This is a genomic window from Paraburkholderia lebeckiae (assembly GCF_014201005.1).
Taxonomy (GTDB): domain Bacteria; phylum Pseudomonadota; class Gammaproteobacteria; order Burkholderiales; family Burkholderiaceae; genus Paraburkholderia; species Paraburkholderia tuberum.
The window spans coordinates 1-23,943 of sequence record NZ_JACHDK010000030.1 but is presented as its reverse complement, the minus strand read 5'-3'; the positions used below and the strand labels follow the sequence as shown (position 1 = coordinate 23,943).

At 62.5% G+C, this 23,943-nt stretch carries 21 protein-coding genes; 10 read left to right on the top strand and 11 right to left on the bottom strand.

Annotated elements, in window-relative coordinates:
• Positions 1-7: 7 nt before the first annotated feature.
• Genes HDG39_RS31305 through HDG39_RS31290 form a run of 4 tightly spaced genes read right to left on the bottom strand, consistent with a single transcriptional unit; the run spans position 8 to position 4,636 of the window.
• Positions 8-958: an acetaldehyde dehydrogenase (acetylating) gene (locus tag HDG39_RS31305; protein WP_184011672.1), complete on the bottom strand. Its 951-nt coding sequence runs from the start codon at positions 956-958 to the stop codon at positions 8-10.
• 35 nt (positions 959-993) lie between these two features.
• The gene (locus HDG39_RS31300) at positions 994-1,803 is read right to left on the bottom strand and encodes a 2-keto-4-pentenoate hydratase (RefSeq protein WP_184011670.1); all 810 of its coding nucleotides are present in this window, start codon (positions 1,801-1,803) and stop codon (positions 994-996) included.
• 18 nt (positions 1,804-1,821) lie between these two features.
• A complete protein-coding gene (locus HDG39_RS31295) occupies positions 1,822-2,772 on the bottom strand; it encodes a 3-carboxyethylcatechol 2,3-dioxygenase (RefSeq protein WP_184011663.1) in 951 nt (316 codons plus the stop codon).
• Between the two features lies 1 nt (position 2,773).
• Positions 2,774-4,636 (bottom strand): bifunctional 3-(3-hydroxy-phenyl)propionate/3-hydroxycinnamic acid hydroxylase, encoded by a 1,863-nt coding sequence (locus tag HDG39_RS31290; protein WP_184011661.1) that lies wholly within the window; start codon positions 4,634-4,636, stop codon positions 2,774-2,776.
• A 220-nt stretch (positions 4,637-4,856) separates the two neighbouring features.
• On the opposite strand from HDG39_RS31290, the gene HDG39_RS31285 reads away from it, so the two are divergent.
• The gene (locus HDG39_RS31285; protein WP_184011659.1) at positions 4,857-5,696 is read left to right on the top strand and encodes a DNA-binding transcriptional regulator; all 840 of its coding nucleotides are present in this window, start codon (positions 4,857-4,859) and stop codon (positions 5,694-5,696) included.
• Between the two features lie 495 nt (positions 5,697-6,191).
• On the opposite strand, the gene HDG39_RS31280 is transcribed toward HDG39_RS31285, so the two are convergent.
• The 5 genes from HDG39_RS31280 to HDG39_RS31260 all read right to left on the bottom strand — a co-directional run bounded on the left by HDG39_RS31280 (position 6,192) and on the right by HDG39_RS31260 (position 11,585).
• On the bottom strand, positions 6,192-6,887 hold the full coding sequence (locus HDG39_RS31280) for a response regulator transcription factor (protein ID WP_184011657.1): 696 nt from the start codon (positions 6,885-6,887) through the stop codon (positions 6,192-6,194).
• Positions 6,888-6,919: 32 nt separating this feature from the next.
• Positions 6,920-8,302, bottom strand: a complete 1,383-nt coding sequence (locus tag HDG39_RS31275; RefSeq protein WP_184011655.1) for a sensor histidine kinase — start codon at positions 8,300-8,302, stop codon at positions 6,920-6,922.
• A gap of 50 nt (positions 8,303-8,352) precedes the next feature.
• On the bottom strand, positions 8,353-9,393 hold the full coding sequence (locus HDG39_RS31270) for an ABC transporter substrate-binding protein (RefSeq protein WP_184011653.1): 1,041 nt from the start codon (positions 9,391-9,393) through the stop codon (positions 8,353-8,355).
• Between the two features lie 126 nt (positions 9,394-9,519).
• Positions 9,520-10,905, bottom strand: a complete 1,386-nt coding sequence (locus HDG39_RS31265) for a sensor histidine kinase (protein WP_184011651.1) — start codon at positions 10,903-10,905, stop codon at positions 9,520-9,522.
• A gap of 2 nt (positions 10,906-10,907) precedes the next feature.
• Positions 10,908-11,585 (bottom strand): response regulator, encoded by a 678-nt coding sequence (locus HDG39_RS31260; protein WP_018423692.1) that lies wholly within the window; start codon positions 11,583-11,585, stop codon positions 10,908-10,910.
• A 280-nt stretch (positions 11,586-11,865) separates the two neighbouring features.
• Here HDG39_RS31260 and HDG39_RS31255 point away from each other — a divergent pair, with 280 nt between their 5' ends.
• From HDG39_RS31255 to HDG39_RS31225, 7 genes are all read left to right on the top strand, one after another.
• A complete protein-coding gene (locus HDG39_RS31255; protein WP_184011649.1) occupies positions 11,866-12,885 on the top strand; it encodes an ABC transporter substrate-binding protein in 1,020 nt (339 codons plus the stop codon).
• A 39-nt stretch (positions 12,886-12,924) separates the two neighbouring features.
• A complete protein-coding gene (locus HDG39_RS31250) occupies positions 12,925-13,719 on the top strand; it encodes an ABC transporter ATP-binding protein (protein ID WP_184011647.1) in 795 nt (264 codons plus the stop codon).
• A gap of 16 nt (positions 13,720-13,735) precedes the next feature.
• Positions 13,736-14,599, top strand: coding sequence for an ABC transporter permease (locus HDG39_RS31245; RefSeq protein WP_184011645.1), 864 nt, complete (start codon positions 13,736-13,738; stop codon positions 14,597-14,599).
• A 286-nt stretch (positions 14,600-14,885) separates the two neighbouring features.
• Positions 14,886-16,361: a tetratricopeptide repeat protein gene (locus HDG39_RS31240; protein WP_184011643.1), complete on the top strand. Its 1,476-nt coding sequence runs from the start codon at positions 14,886-14,888 to the stop codon at positions 16,359-16,361.
• A gap of 54 nt (positions 16,362-16,415) precedes the next feature.
• Complete coding sequence (locus tag HDG39_RS31235) at positions 16,416-16,898, top strand: glycoside hydrolase family 108 protein (RefSeq protein ID WP_018423697.1); 483 nt, start codon at positions 16,416-16,418, stop codon at positions 16,896-16,898.
• On the top strand, positions 16,898-17,590 hold the full coding sequence (locus HDG39_RS31230; protein WP_090807513.1) for a hypothetical protein: 693 nt from the start codon (positions 16,898-16,900) through the stop codon (positions 17,588-17,590). The genes HDG39_RS31235 and HDG39_RS31230 overlap by 1 nt, the downstream gene beginning before the upstream one ends.
• A 150-nt stretch (positions 17,591-17,740) precedes the next feature.
• A complete protein-coding gene (locus tag HDG39_RS31225) occupies positions 17,741-19,285 on the top strand; it encodes an alkaline phosphatase family protein (protein WP_184011641.1) in 1,545 nt (514 codons plus the stop codon).
• 253 nt (positions 19,286-19,538) lie between these two features.
• Here the strand turns inward: HDG39_RS31225 and HDG39_RS31220 are convergent, their stop codons facing one another.
• The gene (locus HDG39_RS31220; RefSeq protein WP_184011639.1) at positions 19,539-20,171 is read right to left on the bottom strand and encodes a LysE family translocator; all 633 of its coding nucleotides are present in this window, start codon (positions 20,169-20,171) and stop codon (positions 19,539-19,541) included.
• Positions 20,172-20,548: 377 nt separating this feature from the next.
• Here HDG39_RS31220 and HDG39_RS31215 point away from each other — a divergent pair, with 377 nt between their 5' ends.
• On the top strand, positions 20,549-21,499 hold the full coding sequence (locus HDG39_RS31215) for a PhzF family phenazine biosynthesis protein (RefSeq protein ID WP_184011636.1): 951 nt from the start codon (positions 20,549-20,551) through the stop codon (positions 21,497-21,499).
• A 145-nt stretch (positions 21,500-21,644) separates the two neighbouring features.
• Entirely contained in the window at positions 21,645-22,688 is a 1,044-nt protein-coding gene (locus HDG39_RS31210) for a hypothetical protein (protein WP_184011635.1), read from the top strand.
• A 468-nt stretch (positions 22,689-23,156) separates the two neighbouring features.
• Here the strand turns inward: HDG39_RS31210 and HDG39_RS31205 are convergent, their stop codons facing one another.
• Positions 23,157-23,621, bottom strand: coding sequence for a hypothetical protein (locus HDG39_RS31205; protein ID WP_184011633.1), 465 nt, complete (start codon positions 23,619-23,621; stop codon positions 23,157-23,159).
• Between the last annotated feature and the right edge of the window lie 322 nt (positions 23,622-23,943).

Sequence of the window (23,943 nt, the reverse complement as noted above, 5' to 3'; positions counted from 1 at the left end):
AGTCTCCTTAAGCCTCTGATGCCTGCACGAGCGCCTGCGCCATGCGCTCGGCGGTCGCGAGCGCGGCCGAAGTCATGATGTCGAGATTGCCCGCATACGCAGGCAGATAGTGCGCGGCGCCTTCCACCTCGATGAAGATCGACGTCTTCAGACCACTGAAGCTACCGAGGCCCGGAATGTTCAGCGGCGCGCTCGCGCTGATTTCGTCGAACTGCACCTTCTGCTTCAGACGATAGCCGGGCACGTACGCCTGCACCGCGGCGGCCATCTGCTCGATCGACGCCTCGACCTTGTCGAGGTCGGCCAGCTCCGACAGCGTATAGACGGTGTCGCGCATCATCACCGGCGGCTCGGCCGGGTTGAGCACGATGATCGCCTTGCCTTTCGTGGCGCCGCCGACCACTTCGATCGCCTTCGAAGTCGTCTCGGTGAACTCGTCGATGTTCGCGCGGGTGCCTGGGCCCGCTGACTTGCTGCTGATCGACGCGACGATCTCCGCGTAATGCACCTTCGCGACGCGCGACACGGCCGCGACCATCGGGATCGTCGCCTGTCCGCCGCACGTGACCATGTTCACGTTCGGCGCGTCGAGATGCGCGTGGAGATTCACCACCGGCACGCAGTACGGGCCGATCGCCGCCGGCGTCAGATCGATCACGCGAATCGAGGGCTTCAGCTTTCGCAACAGCGCATCGTTCTTGACGTGTGCGCCGGCCGAGGTCGCGTCGAACACGAAGTCGATGTCGTTGAACACGGGCAGACGCGTCAGACCTTCGACACCTTCATGCGTGGTCGCGACGCCAAGCCGCGCGGCGCGCGCGAGGCCGTCGGAGTTCGGATCGATGCCGACCATCGCCGCGACTTCGAGATGCTTGCCGTGACGCAGGATCTTGATCATCAGATCGGTGCCGATGTTGCCCGAGCCGATGATCGCGGCCTTGAGTTTTTCGCTTGCCATATGAGTTCCCAATCGAATGCTTGCGAGTGCTTGCGTTATGCGGAAAAAGTCGCGCGGACGCTGCCGAGACCGTCGATCTGCGCGCAGTAGGTGCCCGGCTCCTTGACGGCGACCATCGGGCCCAAAGCGCCCGTCATCAGCACGTCGCCGGCACGCAGCGGCGTGCCGAGCCGGACCATGCGATCCGCGAGCCAGGCGGCGGCATTCAGCGGATTGCCGAGACACGCGGCGCCATTGCCGCGCGACAGGACTTCCGCATCCTTCGATAGCGTCATCGCGCAGGCCGCGAGATCGGTATCGCGCAGCAGAACCGGGCGGCTGCCTAGCACGAAGCGCGCGCTCGACGCGTTGTCCGCGACCGTATCGACGAAACGGATGTTCCAGCCTTCGATGCGGCTGTCCACCACTTCGATCGCCGCGACCGCATACGCGGTTGCGCGCATTAGATCGGCGTACGTGTGGCGCTCGTGCAGCAGATCGTGTTCGAGCACGAGCGCGATCTCCGCTTCGACCTTCGGCTGAATCAACTGATCGAGAGGAATCGGCTGGCCGTCGCCATACGCCATCGATGCGAACAGCGCGCCGAAGTCAGGCTGGTCGACACCGAGTTGACGCTGCACCGCCGGCGACGTGAGTCCGATCTTGCGGCCGACGACGCGCTCGCCCGCCGCGATGCGCGCGGCCACGTTGGCCTGCTGCACCGCGTACGCGAGCTCCTCGGCGTCGGCCGGGTTCGACAGTTCGACGAAACGCGGGTCGTCGCGCAACGGCGCGATGGTCGCGCGCGTACGTTCCGATTCGCGCAGGCGCAGCGCGAGCGCGTCTGCATTGCTTTGAGTGGTCATAGTGGGTTCCTGATTCGGTTAGACGTGGGCGGTCACGGGTCGCGCATGCATCGCGCCAAAGCCCGCGATCCATTCGGGGATCGGACGGTAGTAATCGAGCGACGCGCGATACGGGCCGCTCGCGTTCAGTGCGCCGAACGCGGCGATCCACGTCCGGATTTCGTGCGCGGACTTGCCGGCCTCGCGCGTGATCGCGCGGTTGGTCAAACCGTCGAGCGCGGTGAGTTCGCCGTCTTCGAGCAGCTTCAGGAACGCGCGATCCCATTCCGGATTGAGCGGATGCAGACGGCTGTCGCCCGCGGCGAACGCGCGCGCCGCCGCGATCGTGCGCGCCTCACGCGCCGCGCGTGATTCGGCCGACGGATTGCGGCCCGCGATCAGACGCTCGGCGACTTCCTCGCTCGCGCCCGCGAGTTCCGGCACCGGCGGCTCGTGCGAGATGCCGCCCGAGCCGATCACGAGTACGCGTTGCTTCGAGCGTGCGAGCGCTCGACCCAACGCATCGCCGAGCAGACGCGCGCGGCGGCATGAAGCCATCGGCGCGGCCACCGAATTGATGAATACCGGCACGACTGGATAGCGATCGAGGCCGCCCGTCAGAATCTCCAGCGCTTGCGCGCAACCGTGATCGACCTGCATGCGGTACGAGACGGCGACGTCGACCTCGCTCGCGAGCACCGCTTCGGCAAGGTCGAGCGCGGTATCGGCGGGCACGTCCAGCGGACCGGCGAGGCTCTTGAAGTCGCCGATCGCGCTCGCCGATGCGCCGATGCAAAACGGCGGCATCACGTCATAGAAGAAACCGTTGTAATGATCGGGCGCGAACACGACGACCAGTTCGGGATCGAACTCGACGACGCGCGCACGCGCTGCCGCATGCACGCGCTCGACTTCCGCGACGACTTCGGGCGCGGGATTGTAATAGCCGTGCAACGGCGTGTGCGATAGGCATTCGAGCAGCATCGGCATATCAGGCTCCGGCGATTGCAGCGGTGGCGAAAGTGGCGACGACATCGGGCGCGAACGCTGCTTCGTTGCGGTGACCGGCCACGTCAGCCCGCCCTGCCAGGTCGAGATGCAGCTGCTGCGCGAGTTCGACGACGAGTTGCGACACCTGCTGCGGCGAGCCCATGCCCGCGACGAAACGATCGGGACGCAACAGCACGACCGATTCCGGCACTCGCGTGAACCAGTCCTTCAGCCGCGTGTTCACATCGCCGATCGCGATGACGTCTTCTGGCACGTCGTCATGGAAAGACAGCTGCGTGTCCGGCTTCGCGACCACGAAGCAGCCGCCGAGCCGCTGCCAGATCGCACGCGCCTGCTCCGACAAACCGAAGGTCGGTTCCGCGCCCCAACCGACGATCGCGAAGCGGTTGCCGAGCACATCGTCGAGTCGCACGACCTCGCCGCTCACCGTGCGCACGCGCGGTTGAATGAACATGCGGCCGACCGGCGAATGACAATGCGGGTCGCGTCCATACACGAGACGGCCGAGCCGCGACTCGCGCTTCTCGCTCATCAGACCGAGCAGGCGGCCCGGCGCCGAATGCCCCGAGCGTTCGAGCACGCGCGCGAGCCAGCCACGCCTGGGCGGCGTGCGCGCCAGCAATACGACGCCGCTTTCATAGCGTGGCATCGGCTTGAAACGCATTTCGACGAAGTAGCGCTTGACCGCCGGGAACCAGTTGAACGTACGCACGAACGCGTCGCGAAACTTGATGCCGAAGCGGCTCGTCGGCGCGAAGATGTCGCCCGCGACCTCAGAGAGGTGGATCATCGAGCGAGCATGCGAACGGCGCTCGGCGGTGTAGCTATCGAGCAGCGCATCGCCGGCGACGCCCTTGACCACCATCGCGAGTTTCCAGCCGAGGTTGCTCGCATCGCGAATACCGCTGTTGTAGCCCTGGCCCTGCCACACCGGCATGATGTGCGCGGCGTCGCCGGCGAGCAGCACGCGCTTAACGCGGAAGCTGCTCGCGAGGCGCGCGTTGTGCGTATAGACGCGCTTGCGGATGTAGTCGACCTTCTCCGGCTCGGCGACGACCTTGCGGATCAGCGCGGCCATGTTCTCCGGCTTCGACAGCTCTTCCTCGGTCTCGCCGGGCATCACCATGAATTCGAAGCGGCGAATCCCGTGCGGCAGCGCGGCCGACACGTACGGGCGCCGCGGATCGCAATGCATGTACACGTGCGGCGAGCCGATCGGGTCGTTGCGCACGTCGACGACGATCCACTGATTCGGTTTCGTGCGGCCCTCGAACGGCACGTCGAGGGTGCGGCGCACGAAGCTGTTGCCGCCGTCCGCACCGACCATGTACGACGCGCGGATCGTGCGGCGGTCGCTCTGCGCGTGTTGCGCTTCGATCGTGACGCCGCTGCCGTCCTGCGTGAACGAGTCGACCGTGTGGCCGAACCGCACCTCGACGTGCGGGAAGCGTTGCAGGCCCTCGTACAACACGCGATCGGCCAGCGGCTGAATGAACGCGTTGCGGCGCGACCAGCCGAATTCGTCGGTGCGCGGCTCGATCGATGCGAAGCAGTGACCGTTGCTCGTGACGAAGCGCATCCAGTGATCGGGGGTCGTGTGCGGCAGCAATGCATCGGCGAGGCCGACGGACTGAAACACGCGCAGCGCTTCGTCATCGAGGCCGATCGCGCGCGGATAGTCGATGATCTTGTCGAGTTTTTCGATCAGCACGACGCGCACGCCCTGCAGGCCGAGATAGTTGGCGATCATCAAACCGACCGGGCCGGCGCCGATGATCGCGACGTCGGTGGTGACGGGTCCGCTGTGACCTTGCGCGGCCACCGGGTCGAGCGTTTGGGGCATGTTGTCTCCGTATGTCGACCAGAGTGACCGGGTCGAGATATTCACGGAGCGCGGCGGCGTGAACCGGCTGTCGCCATGGCGAAAAATCGCCTGCGGGCAACAGCTTGCGTCTCCATGAATTCGTTGATTTGTTGGCAGTCTAGGACCGGCCACCTGCCCGCTCAACAAAATCTGGAAATTGTGCATAGAATGCACATAGTTGATTTGATTGAGGTTTCAAGTGACCAAATACACGAATGTGCGAGGTCTGTCGCGCGGCTTGCAGGTGCTGCAGGCGCTCAACTCGATGGACAGCGGCCGCGCGACGAGCCAGCAGATCAGTGAGCTGACCGGCCTGCATCGCACCACCGCGCGGCGGCTGCTCGAAACGTTGATGGAGGAAGGCTTCGTGCGGCGCAGCGCGTCGGACGACAGCTTCCGGCTCACGCTGAAGGTGCGCGCGCTGAGCGAAGGCTTCACCGACGACGAACGCATCGCGACGATCGCGCCGCCGGTGATGGGGCGTCTGCTGCAACGCGTCGCGTGGCCGTCCGATCTGACCACGCCCGACGGCGACGCGATGATCGTCCGTGAGACCACGCACCGCTTCAGTCCGTTGTCGTTTCATCGCGCGATGGTCGGCCGCCGTTTGCCGATCCTGCTGACCGCGGCGGGTCGCGCGTACTTCGCGATGTGCCCCGACGAGGAGCGCGAGGACATTCTCGATCTGCTGCGCGCGGGCGCCGGCGGCGAGGAGCAGAAGGCGCTCGCGTCGAACGACGCGTTGATCCGCAGCCTCGTGCGACGCGTGCGCGCGGATGGGTTCGGCTCGAATCACGGCGACTGGGCGGACCAGGGGAAGATCGGCGCGGTTGCCGTCGCGATCGTGTTCGAGGAACGCGTGCTCGCGAGCTTGAACGTGGTGTTTCTGTCGCGCGCGGTGTCGCTCGCGGAAGCGAAGCGGCGCTATGTGCCCGAGTTGCAGACGGCCGCGCGGGAAATGGTCGAGGAACTCGCGGCGCAGACCCGCGCGAGGAGCGGAGCGGACAAGACGCGTGCGGGACGCGAGCGGAAGTCGTGAGGTGGCGTTCGCAACCTTATCAAAATCTTACGGTGCCGACATCCAGCACGAGCGGCGCATCGTCAGCAGGACCGACAAGCGGCACCACCTCGTCGTCATACACCGTCAGCATCAGCAGCGCGGCGCGGGCCCTGCTCGCGGAATCCAGCGAAACCTCGGTTCAGACCGCACAGGAAGCGGCAAAGGGCGATCGTCAGGCTCAACGCCTGCTCGCCAGGGAGACTGCGGTCAAGGCCGGCTAACTACGCCAACCATTGACCCGCGTAAAGAGCGACCGCCGCTGAACTGGCGGCGGTCTTTCCGGCATTGAAATAGTCGCAAGCCGTCCCGCAACTCAGAATCGCGTGCGAATACCCGTCGTCAATTGCAACTGGTTCTTCGCGCCAAACGTCGTTGTCGTGACGTTGGCCCAGCGCACCCCGATTGCCCGTGTAATGGAAATAGCCTGCGTTCAGTAACGAGTCGATCAGAGGCGTTTTTGTCGAGCCGTCACTTTCAGGTCGACGCAAACGCTTCGCGCGGTTCTTCTTCGCGCAAGATATAACCGAGTCCGCGCAGCGTCATGATCTTCGCGGTCGATGCCGACAGATGCTTGCGCAACCGGTGAATATAGATATCGATCGCATCGGCGCTCGGCTCTTCGTCGAGCGTGAAGATCTTGTCCATCAGCGTTGCTTTGGATACGGTCTTGCCCTGCTTCAGTATCAGCGCTTCGAGGATCGCGTGTTCGCGGCGGCGCAGCGGCAGACGTTCGTCCCGCAGCACGAATTCGCGCGAGTCGAATAGATACCGCAGATCTCCGCACTCGGTCGACTGCCCTCTGTCTCCCGCGGCCTGACGGCGAATCAGTGCCTTGATGCGCGCCACCAGTTCGCGCGCGTCGAAAGGCTTGACGACATAGTCGTCGGCACCGGCCGAAAAGCAGGCTACCTTGTCGTCCGTCGAGCCATTCGCGGTCAGCATCAGCACCGGCACGTTGTCGCGCTTGCGGCGCAGCCTCGCGAGCACCTCCTTGCCGCCCATGCCGGGCAGGCGCAGATCGAGCAGCACCGCGTCATAGCATTGCAGACCGAGCAGCGTTTCCGCGCATTCGCCGTTCTGCGCCCAGTCGATCGCGAATTGCTCGACCTGCATCAGGTTCATCACCCAGCGCGCGAGGTCCGCGTCGTCTTCCACGAGCAGCAGTTTCATCCTTGTCCCCCTCTTTTGCGAGTCGAGCGACGTCAGGTTGCGCCGATCCATAGGCGCATCTCGACGGTCGCGACGAGGCCCGCGCCGCCCTCATTCGATTCCAGCATTACGCTGCCGCCCTGGCGATGCGCAATCTCGCGCACGATCGGCAAGCCGAGTCCTGTGCCTTCCGCATGACTCGACGCGCGATAGAAGCGCTCGAACACCCGTTCGCGCGCATCGGCCTTGATGCCGGGTCCGTTGTCGATCACGCGCACAATTGCCATCCCGTTGCGCCGCTGCGTCTGCACCGTGACGCGACCGCCCGCCTGCGTATAGCGCAGCGCGTTGTCGACCAGATTGGTCACCAGCGCCGCGGTCAATGCCTCGTCGCCGGTCACGTACAGGCCGTCTTCCAGCTCCGCGCCCAGGTCGATTTCTCGCGACTGTGCAAACGCGATCAGTTCCTCGAGCACGCCCGCGATCAACGCGCTCAGATCGATCCGCTCCCGCACGTTCAGCGACGCGGCCGACTCGGCCTGCGCCAGCAGCAACAGTTTGTTGGTCAGCGTGGTCAACTTGCGGCCGCTCTTGTGCATGCCCGCGAGCGCTTCGGCAAGCGGGGCGTCGCGGCTATCGCGTTGCCGCGCGAACTGGATCTGTGCGACCAGCAGCGCGAGCGGCGTGCGCAACTGATGCGCGGCATCGGAGATGAATTGGCGCTGCGTCGCCGCCTGCTGGCCCATTCGCGCGATGCACTGGTTGATCGCTTCGACGATCGGCCTCAGTTCGACGTGCAGACGCGCGACGCGAATCGGTTCGAGTTGCGACGCATTGCGATCGGCGACGTCGTCCTTCACCTTCATCAGCGGCAACAGTTCGAAGGTCAGGCCCAGGTAGACGAACACCATCGCCAGTACCAGCGTCAGGATTTCGCCGGACAATTGCGGCCGCAGCAGACGCCACACCATCGCATCGCGCGAGCCTTCCGTCTTCGCGACCGCGACGATCACCTCCTCGGTATGTCCCGAGTCGTAGAGCTGCCGCGCGTAGGCGACCGCGCGCGCCGCGCGGCCATCGGCGAAATGCGTGGAATAAAGCGTGGGCTTGTCGCTCACATGTGGCGGCAGCGGCAACTCGGGGATGCCCGCGAGCAGACGATGGCCGCTTGCCTCGACCCGATAGAAAACCGTGTCCTGTTCCGGCGATTCGAACAGTTCGAGCGCGGCCGGCGGAATCTGGATCGACACCGAACCGTTGTCCCAGTCGATATCCTCGCCGATGATCCGCATTGACGACAGCAACGCATTGTCCTGAACCAGGTCCGCGGTGTTCTGCGCGAACCGGTATGAAATGACGACGGAAATGGAAACGAATGCCGCCAACGGCAACAGCAGCCACCACAATAAGCGTCCGCGCAAACTGCCTGAAAACACGATGTGCCGATCCTCTTGTGCTCGAAGCGACCCACGCGGTCAGCCCGCTTTCAAGGCTTCACGTCATCGACGAACTGATTGGTAAACGTGCGCGACAGATCGATATGCCGCCCCTTCACCGCCGGATTGAAACTCGACAATACCTTCAGCACCGTCTGCGGACCGTCGGCTGGCATCTTGCCGTCGACGGTGTACATCGGCAGCGAGGCCTGCAATGCGCTGATATACAGCGCCCTGTCGTTGCCGATGTCTTCTTTTGGCATCTGCGCGGCGATTTGTTCCGCGCTGTGGGTGTGCATATAGCGCAGCGTCTTGACGAATGCACGCGCGAGTTTCGCGGCTACGTCGGCATGCGCGTCGAGCCACGTGCTTTGCACATAGAGGCTCGACGCCGGATACATGCCTCCAAGCGCGGCGCGCGTGCCATCGACATTGCGCATGTCGACGAGCACTTTGGCGTCGCCCGCTTTCAATAGTTGAGTGACGGTCGGCTCGGTCGTCATACCCGCGTGAATGCGTCCTTGGCGCATCGCCGCGATGAAACTGCTGTCCGCGCCGACCGGCAGCAGCGTGTATTGCGTGGACCGCACGCCCGCGCGCTGTGCGAGGTACTGCGTGAGAAAACTCGTCGAGGAGCCGAGCCCCGTCACGCCGAGTGTTTTACCGCGCACGTCGGCCATGCTCCGGATCGAATCGGCCGATTTCGCCGCGACCAGTTGCACTTCGCCGGGCACCTGGCTGAACACGACGATCGTCTTCACTTCCTTGCCGCGTGTCTGCAGATCGATCGTGTGATCGTAGAAGCCGACCACGCCCTGCACCGCGCCCGCGAGCATTTCGTTTTCGCCGTCTATTCCAGTCGGCTGCGACAGCAGTTCGACGTCGAGCCCTTCGGCCTTGAAATAGCCGAGCTGTTCGGCAAGACGCGCCGGCAGATAGATGAGCTTGTTGGTACCGCCCACCATGATCGCGAGTTTCTCCGGCGCGGCGGCTTGCGCAGGCGTCGCGAGTCTCGCGAGCGCGCACAGCGCGAGCGACGCCGCGACGGCGGCATAGGCCGCGCGCGAGAAACGCGTCAAGGAAAGCTTCATTGGGGGTGTCTCCGTTATCTTGCGTCTGGGTGCCGCGCGGGTCGCCTGCCCGTGATTGTGAAGGTGCGAACCCTTCCCGATGCTTTCAGGACTGTGGATGTTGCGCGAACCTCGGGTTTATCCCGATCACTTCGGCATCGCGCGCGGAAACGTCACGGCGATATGCACACCCTTGCCGCCCTCGCCCGCCTTCAGCGTGATCTCGCCGTGATGGGCGTCCGCGATTTCGCGCACGATCGCAAGACCGAGGCCTGTGCCCTCGGTATCCGTCGACGCACGAAAGAACGGCTCGAACACGCGGCTGCGCGATTCGGCCGGAATGCCGGGGCCGTTGTCGGTCACGCTGACCGTCACCGCATTGGCCGCGGTATCAGCGTTCACGGCGACCGTCACGTGACCACCGCTGCCCGTATAGCGAATCGCGTTCTCGGCGAGATTCGCGATCAGTGCCTGCAACAAGCCGCGATGTCCGAGCACCGGCGCCGCGCCGTGCAATTCCGCGCCCAGATCGATTTCACGTGCCTGCGCGAGCAGGCCGAGATCTTCGACGACCTCCATCGCGAGCGGCACCAGATCGACGCGTTCCATCGCGAGCTGCGAGTTGTCGGCGGCCTCGGCCTGCGCGAGCAAAAGCAGCTTGTTGGTGAGCCCGACCATCGAGCGGTTGCTGCGATGCATCGCGGCAAGCGCTTCGTCGAGTGCGGGATTGAGGCCTTCCTGCTGCCGCGCGAATTGCAGTTGCGTGCCGAGCAGCGTAAGCGGCGTGCGCAACTGATGCGCGGCGTCGGCGATAAAGCGCCGCTGCGCCGCTACCTGCACGCCGAGCCGCGCGATGCACTGATTGATCGCATCGACGATGGGCCGCAGTTCCGTATGCAGACGCTCGACGCGAATCGGTTCGAGCTGCATCGGATCGCGGTCGGCCACCTCGTCTTTCACCTTCATCAAGGGCCGCAACTCGAACGTGAGCCCGATGCAAACGAGCGCCACCGCCAGCGCGATCATTTCGAGCTGGCGCACGAGTTGCGGCCGCCACAGCTGTTGCGTCATCGCATCGCGCGAGCGCACGGTCTTGCCGACAGTCACGCGCACGGGACGCGTCGCGCCGTTGTCGTACATGAGCCGCACGACGTCGACAGCGCGCACCTGCTGGCCGTGCAACTGCGTGTAGTACGAATCCGGCACGTCGGGGGCCCGCAGCGGACGTGGCGGAAAATCAGGCGTACCCGCGAGCAGCCGCCCGTCGTCGACACGCACGCTATAGAACACCTGGTCGCGATATGGCGATGCGAAGATCTCGAGCGCGGCGGGCGGCACATCGACACGCAGAAAGCCGTCGCTCCATTCGACCTCGCCCGCGATCATCCGCGCCGACGCGACCAGCTGATTGTCCTGCACCAGATTCGCGGTGTGCCGCGCGTTGTCGTACTCGGTCTTGCCGGTCACGAACACATAAAGCGCGAGCGGTACGAGCAGCCACCACAGCAGGCGTATGCGTAGGCTATTGGCCATCGTTACTGGTCGTCTTCCCGCTTGCGCAGCAGATAGCCGAGCCCGCGCAGCGTGACGATCGCGGCCGAGCTGCCATCGAGCTTCTTGCGCAGACGCGAAATGTAGATCTCGACCGCATCCTCGCTCGGCTCGTCGGCGAGCGTGAAGATCGCATCGACGAGCGCCGGCTTCGTCACCGTCTTGCCGAGGCGCAGGATCAGCGCTTCGAGCACCGAACGCTCGCGCGGCGTCACGTTCAGCGGCGCGCCCTTCAGCGTGAACTGGCGCGTGTCGATGTCGAACGACAGATCGCCGCACACCACCTCGCCCGCTTTCGACGGCGACTGCCGCCGAATCGCCACCTTGATGCGCGCGATCAGCTCGCGCACTTCGAACGGCTTCACCAGATAGTCGTCGGCGCCGGCACCGAGCAGCTCCACCTTCTCGTCGATCGAGCCGCTCGCGGTGAGGATCAGCACCGGCGTCGCGTCGCCACGCTGACGCAGCCGGCGCAGCACGTTCTTGCCCGACAGCTTCGGCAGGTTCAGGTCGAGCAGGATCACGTCGTAGTGATTGGTGCGCAGCAGGCGGTCGGCTTCATCGCCGTCCTGCACGGCGTCGAGCGCGAAGGCTTCCTGCTCCAGCATCTTCGCGAGCCAGTGCGCAAGCGTGGGGTTGTCTTCGATCAGCAGCAGCTTCATGGCGGCAACGGCAAAAGTCAGGTCGTCGATTGTGCCTTAAAACAAGGGGGCTGCGCGCATACCGTGTGGTTTGCCGCATACGTCCAGTGCCCGCCGCAAGCGCAGTGCCGAGCCGCGCGCAATTTTCGGCGCTTTTTCGGCGCATTTTCGGGTTAACACCCATGTTTTGCGCCAAACCCCGAAAGCTGACAGAAGGTTTCGCGTTTCTATAATCGCCCCCATTGACCCAGAAAAGCGCCGCGCACCACGCTCGCGGCGACCAACCTAAGGAGACTGCTTCATGCGTACCTTGCGCCAGATTGCCGCTGTATCAGGAGTTGCGTTCGCCCTTGCGACCGCTTCGGCCGCCGCTCACGCCGAGAAGATCACGATCATGGTCGGCGGCGCCACCAAGATCATCTATCTGCCGGCCAAGCTCACCGAGCAGCTCGGTTACTTCAAGGACGAAGGCCTCGACGTCGAGATCCTGTCGCAGCCGGCCGGTGTCGATGCGGAGAACGAACTGCTCGCGGGCGCGGTGCAAGGCGTGGTCGGCTTCTACGATCATACGATCGACCTGCAGAGCAAGGGCAAGGAAGTGCAGGCGCTCGTCGTCTTCGGCCAGGTGCCGGGCGAAGTCGAAATGGTCTCGACGAAGGCGGCCGATTCGCTGAAGAGCATGGCCGACGTCAAAGGCAAGACGCTCGGCGTGACCGGCCTCGGTTCATCGACCAGCTTCCTCACGCAGTACCTCGCGCAGCGCGCGGGCGTGCCGTCGACGCAATACACGATGTTGCCGGTCGGCGCGGACAACAGCTTCATCGCCGCCGTCAAGCAAGGCCGCATCGACGCCGGCATGACCACCGAGCCGACCGTCTCGCAACTGCTGAAGACCGGCGACGCGAAGGTGCTGGTCGACATGCGCAACGTGGACGGCACACGCGCCGCCCTCGGCGGCACCTACCCCGCTTCGAGCTTCTACGTGCAGCGCGCGTGGGCCGAAGCGCACAAGGACGAGGCCGCGAAGCTCTCGCATGCGTTCGCGAAGACGCTGAACTACATCGCGACGCATAGCGCCGAGGACATCGCCGCGCAGATGCCGAAGGACTACTACGGCAACAACAAGGACCTTTACGTGAACGCGCTGAAGGCGTCGCTGCCGATGTTCACGAAGGACGGCAAGATGCCCGCCGACGGCCCGGATACGGTGCTGAAGGTGCTGTCCGCATTCAATCCGTCGGTGAAGGGCAAGCATATCGATCTCGCCAAGACCTACACCAACGACTACGTGTCGGCGCCGGTCAAGACCGCGTCGAAGTAACGCTTCTTTCATATTCACAGAACTGCGAGGCACCCGCCGATGAATCAACCTATGTCACGCGAGACGCCAGCGATCGAAATGCGCAAAGTGTCGTGCCGTTTCATTTCCCCGGACGGCAAGGCCACGATCGCGCTGCGCGACTTCAGCATGTCGGTGGCACGCGGCGAATTCGTCGCGGTGGTCGGCCCGACCGGCTGCGGCAAGTCCACTACGCTGAGCATGATCACCGGCTTGCTGAAGCCGACCACCGGCGAAGTGCGCGTGATGGGCGCGCCGGTGGACGGCATCGATCCGCGCATCGGTTTCGTGTTTCAGGCCGATGCGGTGTTCCCGTGGCGCTCGGTGCTCGACAACGTCGCGGCGGGTCCGCTGTATCGCGGCCGCTCGAAATCGGCCGCCTACGAGGAAGCGAACGAATGGCTGCGCCGCGTGGGCCTCGACAAGTTCGGCAAGCACTATCCGCATCAACTGTCCGGCGGCATGCGCAAGCGCGTCGCGCTTGCGCAGACCTTCATCAACAAGCCGGAAATCCTGCTGATGGACGAGCCGTTCTCGGCGCTCGACATGCAGACGCGCACATTGATGCAGGACGAGTTGCTGCAATTGTGGGGCGGCGCCGGCTCGGTCGTGTTCGTCACGCACGACCTCGAAGAAGCGATTGCGCTCGCCGACCGCGTGTTCGTGCTAACTGCCCGCCCCGCCACGCTGAAGAAAGTCTACGAAATCGATCTGCCGCGACCGCGCGTCACATCGGAGGTCCGCTACGACTCACGCTTCATCGAAATTTCGCGCGATATCTGGCATGACTTGCGCGAAGAAGTGCAGATCGGTTAATCAAGGAACGGCAAACATGTCTACAACCTCTCAACAGATGATGCCCTCGGGCATCGACGCCGCGTCGCTCGCTCACGTCGAGCGTATTGCGCAGAAGAAGATCCGCCAGCGCCAGATTCTGGTGATTTCGCTGCGCATTCTCCTGCTCGTGGTCGTGCTCGGCGGCTGGGAACTGTCCGCGCGCCTGAAGTGGATCGACCCTTTCTTCTTCTCGATGCCGACCGAGATCTTCGCTCAGATCGTCGACTGGTTCGTGAACGGTACGTCGCAAGGGCCGCTGCTCACGCAGGTGTGGGTCACGCTGGAGGAAACGGGGCTCGGCTTCATCATCGGTTCGATCGGGGGCATCTTCTGCGGCATCGTGCTCGGCCGCAACAAGCTGCTCTCCGACGTGTTCAGTCTCTACATCAAGATCGCCAACTCGATCCCGCGCGTCGTGCTCGGCTCGGTGTTCGTGATCGCGCTCGGGCTCGGCATGGCATCGAAAGTCGCGCTCGCGGTCGTGATGGTGTTTTTCGTCGTGTTCGCCAACGCGTTCCAGGGCGTGCGCGAAGCAGATCGCTACATGATCGCGAATGCGCAGATTCTCGGCGCGTCGCGCCGTCAGGTGACGACCTCGGTCGTGATTCCGTCGGCGCTGAGCTGGATTCTCGCGAGCCTGCACGTGAGCTTCGGCTTTGCGCTGGTCGGTGCGGTGGTCGGCGAGTTTCTCGGCTCGAAGCAGGGCATCGGTTTGCTGATCTCCACCGCGCAGGGCGCGTTCAATGCGGCCGGCGTGTTCGCGGCGATGATCGTGCTGGCGGTGGTCGCGCTTGCCGCCGACTACCTGCTGACTGCGGTGGAGAATCGATTGTTGAAGTGGCGGCCGAGTTCGGTTTAAACCACGGCAGCGCAGAGTCCACAAACAGTAGTTCGCTTCACCGATGCCGCTCAGTCTTCTGGACTGAGCGGCATTTTTATTTGCTAACGCACGTCCTGTCTCCCGCCAGCAAACTGTTTTTCGCAATACGTTGGCCATCTCACAACGCTTCTTTCTTTCAATCCCCCACCAGAAGGCCAACATCCGGCTGCCAGCCCGTTCCATGTGCGATGGCACGTTCGATGCATACCCACCGCGCAAGTCAGGCGATCGCCAACATCGATCGCAGATCGAAGCGAGGTGAGTCATGTCGAGTGCACAGAGTCAACGCCGGTCAACCAACGGGTACGACGGCCCGTTCATGCGCGCCAACACCGCGAATCGTCGCGATCGTCATCATTCGAGCGGATTCGTGCTGTTCGGCTTGCACACCGTCGGCGTGATCGGTCGCGGACCGAAACGCCTCTGGCCGTATGTCCTACCCTGGTTGTTCATCTTACTGACGATCGGTTCCATCTGCCTCGTCGTGCGCGGCGTGCTCACGCGTCAATTGCTGGTACCGCCGGTGGAGACACCGCAAACGTTGACCGAGCGCGGCTATACGGCGAACTTTCTCGCCGAGCGGATCATGTCGGCGATGAAGGAAATCGGCCAGGATGCCGAATCGATTCCGCACGACACGATGGCCAGCAACGACGCGCAGCAGGACATCCAGATTCCGGGTCAGGAAATGTCGTATGCGACGACGGTGCGCTTCATCAAAGGCGTGCTCAAACGCGACGATGTCGCCGTGCACATCGGCATCACGAAGACGAATAGCAGCGCGGATTCATACGTTGCGCACGTGCAGATAGAACACGGACCGTTCAACGGCCGCGAAAGCACGGTGCCGTTCGAAGGGCGAGACCTCGAAAAGCTCGTGCACGACATCGCAGTCACGGCGATGCGCCTCGCCGAACCTAACATCCTCGCCAGTCATCTGTACACGCAGGTGCAAAAGACCAAATGCTCGCTCGCGCAATGCGACTATCGCGAGATCGTCGGGATCTATGACGAAGTCCTCGCGTTGCCCTCATCCGAGCAAGCCCAATGGGCAGTCGCGGGCAAGGCGTGGTTGCTCGACAGTCAGCAGCGCTCGACAGAAGCCGAGCAGCAGATCCGTGAAGCATTGATCCAATACAAGCACTCGGCGGTGCTGCGCGCGGGTCTCGGCATTGCGCTCGAACAGCAGAACCGCATCGACGATGCGCTACAGGAACTGCGGGCCGGCGCGAAGGAAAAGTCGCGCACCGCTGAAAACCTGCGACTGCTCGGCGACGTGCTGTTGCATTCGGAGAAGCACGATCGCGAAGCACTCGAAGCATTCAGGCAGGCCGCCGAGATGAACCCCGACTCCGTCGACACGCTGCACGACTGGGCCGAGGCGCTCGTCAAAACCGGCCACGACGACGAAGCGATCGACAAGCTCTCGCACGCCGTCGCGTTGCGTCCCGATCTCGCGCCGCCCTATGTGGAATGGGGCCACGCGCTGGAACACAAAGGCGCGCTGCGCGAGGCCGCGCGCAAGTATGCACAGGCATTGCAGCGCGACGCCGGCACGTTGTCGGCGCGCGAACGCGAGCTGGCGCTCTCGACGGACTCACCGCCCGACGAAGCCGACACCCGGACATCGAGGCCTGACCTGCGCGTCAAGCCCGTTTCGAATCCCATGACGTCGTACCCGCTTCGGGCATCGCTCGATACGGTACGCGACGCCGTAGGACGGGCGATGCGAGCGGCCTGAGCCGCGCGCATTCGCCATTTGAGTTGGCAACACAGCCGAACAGGAGACAGTTCGATGGACAGCTTCGAAGATGCATTCAAAGCCTTGATCGGAAACGAAGGCGGGTACAGTTTCAATCCAGCCGATCCAGGCGGCGAAACGATGTGGGGTGTGACAGCGCGCGTCGCGCGCAGTGAGGGCTATAACGGCGCGATGAAAGACCTGCCGCTCGATACCGCCCATCAGATCGCCAAGCGCAGGTACTGGGACCCGTTGCATCTCGACGAACTCGATCCGCGCGTGGCTTTCCAGATTTTCGATGCGAACTACAACGGCGGCCTCGTCGTGCTGTGGATGCAGAAAGCGTCCGGCGCCAGGGAAGACGGCAAGTTCGGCCCCGACACGCTCGATGCGGTCAAGAACGCCGATCCGATGAAGTTCGTGATGCGCTTCGCCGCGTATCGTCTGCGGTACCTGCGGAACCTGCATTCGTGGCCGAATTTCAGCCGCGGCTGGACCGAACGCATGGCAGCCAATCTTCTCCTGGGAGCAGCATGATGGACTGGTCTAAAGTAGCGAAAAATATCAACAGCACCGCCCCGCTTCTCGCCGGGCTCGTAGGGGGGCCGGTCGGCCTCGGCGTGACCGCTGCCGCCGCGATCATCTCGCACGCGCTCGGCACGCCGAGCGACCCGGCCTTCGTGGAACCCGCGTTGAACGACCCCGGCGCACTCGAAAAACTTCGCCAGGCCGAAAGCGCGAACTCGCTGCAATTGCAGCAGTTGATGGTGACGGCCGCGCAGTCGAGCCTCGCGCACGACGCCGACATGGCCCGCATCGCCACGAGCGACACCGCGAACGCACGCGCGATGGGTGTCGCCAATCGCGACTGGGTCCCGAAAGTGCTCGCGATGGCCGTCACCACCGGCTTCTTCGGCATTTTGCTGCTGATGGCGTTCCAGCCTTTGCCGGGTACCAACAAGGATCTCGTCAACGTGATCGTCGGCGCGTTGGGAACCGCGTGGATCAGCATCATCGGCTATTACTTCGGCACCTCGGTCGGCTCGATGCGCAAGACCGAGCTGCTCGCGAAGCCGAGCGTGCCGATCACGGCAGATAGCGCCTTGACGTTGCGCGAACCGGCGTCGCAGTCGGGAGCGCACGCACCGGCGGCGGCCGCGCCGTCCGGCGACCACTTCCCATCGTTCGCGCCAGGCGGGCAAGGTCCGATCTTCTCGGGCGGTAGTTGAGTCGATGCTGCATTGAGCGAATCATGCACGCGACGAAATACCCCAAGCGTCGCGTGCATGTCCGTTTCAAAGCAGGGCACTTTCGCCGCCGCGCGTTTTGCGCTAAGTTGGCAACGCGAAGTCCATCCCGTCCCGAGTGGAGCGATAAAGATGAGTGACGTCGAGCAGAACACGCAGAACGATCCGATCGAACACGTCGTGCTGCTGCTGATGGAGAATCATTCGTTCGACCAGATGCTCGGCTGCCTCGACGCCGTGCACGACGAACTGGACGGCGTGCGCAACGCGGCCGGCAAATCGAACGCCGACGGTCAAGGCCACACCTTCTATCCGCGTGAAACGCGCGAGCGGCAGATGAAGCAAGATCCGAATCACGAGCACAAGGCCGTGATGGAACAGATCGCCGCCGACAACAGCGGTTTCGTGCGTACGTTCGTGAACGACTACCCGAAGAGCAGCCTCGCCGCGCGGCAAGACGTGATGGGCTATTACCCGCTCGGCTTTCTGCCCGCGCTGCACACGCTCGGTACGCAATTCACCGTGTGCGACCGGTGGTTCTCGTCATTGCCGGGGCCGACGTGGCCCAACCGTTTTTTCGCGCTGACGGGTACGTCGAAAGGCGAGATCGAAATGCCTTCGGGACTCGACGGACTCGATCCGCACTGGTACACCGAGCAGGATCAGGACACGATTTTCGATCGGTTGAACGCCGCGCGCAAAACATGGAGCGTCTATTTCTACGACTTCCCCGCCTCGTTGCTGCTGAAGAACCAGCGACGAGCGGAAAACCTCGCGAATTACCGCTCTTTCGATAAATTCTTCGAGGACGCGGCGGGACCCGCCAGTCAGTTTCCGCAATTCGTACTGATCGAGCCGAAGTACTTCGGCGAAGCGCAGAACGACGATCATCCGCCGCACAACATCATGAAGGCAGAGAAGCTGATCGCGGATACCTACAATGCGCTGCGCTCGAATCAGGCGCTGTGGGAGCGCACGTTACTGGTGGTCCTCTACGATGAGCACGGCGGTTTCTACGACCACGTATCGCCGCCGGCCGACGCGGTCGCACCCGACGACCACACCGCGAGCTTCGATTTCAAACAACTCGGCGTGCGTGTTCCCGCCATCCTGGTGTCACCGTGGTGCGAAGCCGGCGTGTGCAACGAACGATTCGATCATTGCAGCCTGCTGAAGTACCTGTGCGACAAGTGGCAAATGCCACAGCTCGGCAAGCGCACTGAGGCGTCCGCGAGTCTCGGTGTGGCGATTCGCCGTGGCGGCGGCGCGCGCACCGATACGCCGCCGTTTATTCGCGTGCCCAATCAATCGCTGATTGCGCAGCACGTCGAACTGGAGCGCAAATCGTCGAATGGCAATCAGCACGGCCTGCATCATTTCGCCGACTATCTGCACGCGGAACTGGACCGGCTCGCCGCCGAGGCGGTCGAGGCGGCCGCGCAACTGGCGCGCACCGGCAACGCATGGGTGCGCTTCAAGAGCGCGTTGGGCTCGCTGATGATGAGTCTCGGCCAGTGGCTCAGCCAGGACTTCTACGACGCACGCGACCAACGCGATGCACGCACGAGCCAGGCGTTCACGCGCTTGCGGCAATCGGCCCGTGAGGCGACGCCGGGCATCGCGCGAAACGATGCGGAAGAAACGGCCTCGTCCGTCAATCCGGTCTCGGAGAAATAGCACGCCGCAAAGTGGTGGTAGTGCGGAACGTTGCCGGATGCCAGAGTTCGTGAAATCGGGGACCTTGGATTTCTTCGACTATTTCAGTAGTCTTGACGCAGTGGCCGGTTGGCAGTGACGGTATCAGTGAAGCGGACGGTGAATCGTGCCACAGAAACCGAGAATTTCGGTTCGGGACCGCCGCGGCGCAGCGCCGCCGGCTATTTTCCCGGCGACAAGCGACATCGCGCGGACAACGGCCATTTTGAGACGTTCAATTCCGGCTGGCGACAGCAAGTCTCGCCGCCAATCCCGCAAAAACTGATGCGAGCAGATATTGGGGGACCCGAGACTGCCGGCGTCGGCCAGCCCACCGTCGGCTAAGTTGGCTTGCAGAAAGTATGACCACACCGTTCACAATCAAACCGATGAAGTTGAGTACGGTGGCGAGCGTCAAAATCTGAAAGGCAACTGCCCCGTCTTGCGGACGCACAAATTGAGGGAACAGTGCAAGGACGAACAATGCCATCTTCGGATTGAGCAGATTTGTCAGCAAACCCTGCCTGAAAATCTTTCGAATAGGGAAACGAACTTCGCTCGCGGCGGCTGAAGTCAGCATGGGGGTCGCGCGAAGGGTCTTCCACGCAAGGTAGAGCAGGTAGGTGGCTCCGACAAACTGGACGACATCGTAGGCTACCGGAACTGCGAGAAACAATTGGGACAGGCCGAACGCTGCCAGCATCGCGTGGCAATAGGTTCCGGCCAGAATTCCGGCAAGCGATGCGAAGCCAGCAGAACGTCCCTGAGTAACGCTTCTCGACGCCATGAGCAGCATATCCGGACCCGGGGTCATCGTAAGCGCGAGACAGGCCGCTGAGAAGAGTCCGAGACTAGCAAGGCCAAGCATAATAGATCCCCTTGTGCGCATGGCGCAAAAGGGATCTCAGTCTAGTGAATGTTTTTTCTGGGGTCAATCAGGTCGGCCGCCCGCGTTCGGCGATGAGGTCGATCCGAGTCAAACTGAACCGGTCCTCACTCGGGCGGGCCTCGTCCAAATGCGGACGGTCGCTCGATCGAGCAACATTATCGACAAAACGAGGCGAGACTTTTCACGGGGCAGTTGATCATTCCAGCGGCTGACACATCCCGTCATCGCTGAGACAGGCGAGCGGTCATCGACGCGCTGGCCCGGTCTATCAGGACAGAACAGTGTCTGTCACTTCGGCGACTCATAGCCGATCATGGGGTAGATCGCTAAAAACAATCAACAAGCCGAGATACGAAATGAATCGCCGCTATGTCACCGCCGATGTGTTCACAGACGAGAAATTTAAAGGCAATCCAATTGCGGTTGTGCTTGACGCCGCTGGTTTGTCTACCCACCAGATGCAGGCAATCGCCAGCGAGTTCGCGTATACCGAAACGACATTTGTACTGCCTCCCCGCGATGCTTCGAATACTGCCTGGGTGCGAATATTTACGCCGAGCCGGGAGATACCCTTCGCAGGACACCCGAACATCGGTACCGCATTCGTCCTCGCCGCGAAAGCTGCGTCATCTCGGAAGGGCCTGCCGGACTTGCTTGTATTCGAGGAGCTCGCGGGTCTGGTGCCGGTCAATCAGTTGAAAGAGGGAGAGACTGTAGTCGGTGCTGAACTCATTGCACCGGAACCGTTGGCGCGGCTATCGCAGGTTGCCGCAAACCGGGTAGCGGCTTGCCTCTCACTCAGCGCTGACGATGTCCGGATCGATGCTCACGCCCCTCAAGTCGCTTCTGTTGGCCTGCCGTTTCTTGTCGTCGAACTTGCTTCACGCGATGCTCTAAGACGGTGCGTACCCGATCTGGTGGCATTCAAAGGCCTACTTCCAATCGACGGCGCCGTGTCCATCTACGCCTATACGCGGGATATCGACAGCGTCAGGGCCGGAGATGCCTGTGATCTGGAGGCGCGCATGTTCACGCCGCGCATGACAGAAGACCCGGCTACGGGTAGCGCGACCGCAGCCACCGCAGCGCTCATTGCGCACGTGCGAGGTTTGCCAGAGCTATCGCTATGCGTTGCTCAAGGCGTTGACATGGGCCGACCCAGCATTCTCCTTGCCACAGTTGACTTGCATGGCGGGCGTACAAGGATACGTGTCGGTGGGAAATGCGTCAGCGTCATGGAGGGGGCATTTCAGCTTGAAGGCGATGAATGTTCGTCGTCGGCGAGCGTCCGCCATAGACGAAGCTGAGTGTCTTTTGGGGGTCGTTCTCGGCTGGTCGCGCATAAGACAGAAGGCGGCACCCGCGGTCGTTCGACATTGCCGTTGAGATTGGTGACAATTGTGATGCTCTTTATGCACTCGCTTTACGTCTAGATTCCTTACGGAAAGAAAAATGATCGGTACGGGCACGGTCCAGATTATCTCAACTCTTCTCATTGCGGTTGCGTGTGTGATCAATGTCGACGCAGCCGAGCCAGACGATGTGCGCGAAGCCGCGACAGCGGTACCTGCTGTGGATCAAGAAGTGATGTCCGCGTACGATGCCTTACGCTCTGCTTCTGGCCAGCAGCGGAGCATATTGCTGGGGCAGGAACATTGGCGAAAACTTCGAGTTGAAGCGTGTAGTGCAGCCGGGCATGCTGCGACTGATTCCGATGGTTGTTTCCAGCGAGTCGACGACGAGCGACTGCGCGAGCTTCGCGAACAGATGGACATAAGAGCGAGGGAACTGGCTGCGCAATCGCCGGAAATGGATTTGGAAGCATTGCTGGACAAGCCGATTAATCTTGCCGCTTACAATCCCGAGGACATGAGCGACATTCATTTCGATGGCTCATACCAAGCGGAACGGCTACCCAGAACATGTCGCGAGCTTTACACGTTGACCTCTGGCGCGTGGGGTTACTCGAACGATACGATTGGTATGAATTCCGAAGGAAACGCATTCGATGTGTGTCAAAGCATGCTTTTCACCGCGCAAGCTCAACCCCCAAAACGAAACTCCCGGATCGATTTCAACGACGTCAAGCTCTACGCCAACGAGATAATGTGTTTTGCTTTGCGGTGTGACGACGGCGAGTCAATCTCTAAGGAACCAGCGGAATCGTTCGAGACGTTGAAACAGCGGGGTAATCTGATATTCGAATCGGCTGACTTGCCGATGTGGGGCCCAGATGCTTGCAACGAGACACTTGTGATACGGCAGCCCTTCTTCTGCCTTGACGGGATGAATGCCCGATTAGAAGCCAGTGCATCGGCGGACTACACGGGATCTGGTGACAGTGAAGCCGTGGTAACAGTCGTGTTCTTTCCGACGCAGGGGACCGAGCGACTTCACTGCAGATTTCTTGCCTCTTATGATGCCCAATCTCATTCAATCAGGGTTATTCGGATCGATCGGAATGCAAGAATTAAGCTGTTAACAGCAACAGACTAGCGATGGATATGCGGCTAACATGCCGCAGACATCGATCTCGGGTCGACTTGTGAGTGACCGCTTCCGGAAAACGTGACTGTCTCAAAAGGGTGGCGCAGAGACGTTCGAGACGCCCAGCGTAGCGCGCTTAGCGTACGAAAAGTCCGTTCAGGTGATGAACCGCTGCCCCGCGATCGAAATCCCCCGCCTGGGGTTGCCGCCGATCCAGGTTGCGGGCGGGTCAGCTTAGGCTCAGAATGATCCACCGAGGGTGCCCGTCGCCGGGCGACCCGGCAACCGTCAGGGAGGTAAGTCATGCGTGTTATGTTGAAGTTCTCGTTTTCCGCTGATGCCGGCAACTCCGCCATCCGCGCCGGCAAATTAGAAAAAGTCTTCCAACAGCTAACCGAGGATCTGAAGCCGGAAGCCGCTTATTTCCACGCCGAGAATGGCGACCGGGGCGGCTTCTTCATCGTGAACATGGCGGAATCATCGCAGATTGCCGATACCGCCGAGCGGCTCTTCTTTGGTTTGAACGCCAAGATCGAACTCGTGCCGGTCATGAATGCCGATGACCTGCGCAAAGGTCTGTCGGGCGTGCAGGAAACGATCCGCCGCTACGGCTGAGTCCCCCTGGACGATGACCTCGCCCTTGCCGGCCGCCGCGTCGTAGTCGCGCTCTAGCCATAAGCGGGCATAGCACCGGAACGGAGCCAGCTTCTGATGGTCGCCGCTCAAGATCGCGTCGGCCTCGACGATCTCGGGCACGACGTCGGGGTCGTAGTTGAGGTTCATGGCGAAGACGCAGCGCGAGCGGTTGTCGGCAGTGCCGAACCGCTCGCGCACGGCCTCCTTGGCGCGTTCTAGGCGCTTCTCGAGCTGGCCGAGGATCTGCCGGCCGCGCTCCACCATCCCCCGCACCACGGCGATGCCGTCATAGCCCGATGCCGTCATAGCCGCGCCGATCGGCAAAGGCGGCCGTTTCGTAATCGGGGTACCGTCAAGATTCGGACGTTTACGTACGTCAACGGCGAAACTGTCAGATTTGGTCCTGAGACTTTGCAGCGAGGGTGTCAATTTACGTTGGAAATACCCTTAATCTGACGCGTTCCCCGCCGGGCTCTGACGTCCGGCTGAAGTACGCTTCAACTGGACGACACGCAGGCTTATGAGTCAGCAGTCGGCCAAAACCCGACGGTCAACGGACTGCCCTAGATTGCCGACAATTCAATCCAGAGCGATGCGTTGAGGACGTTCCTCTTGCCATCAACCCCTC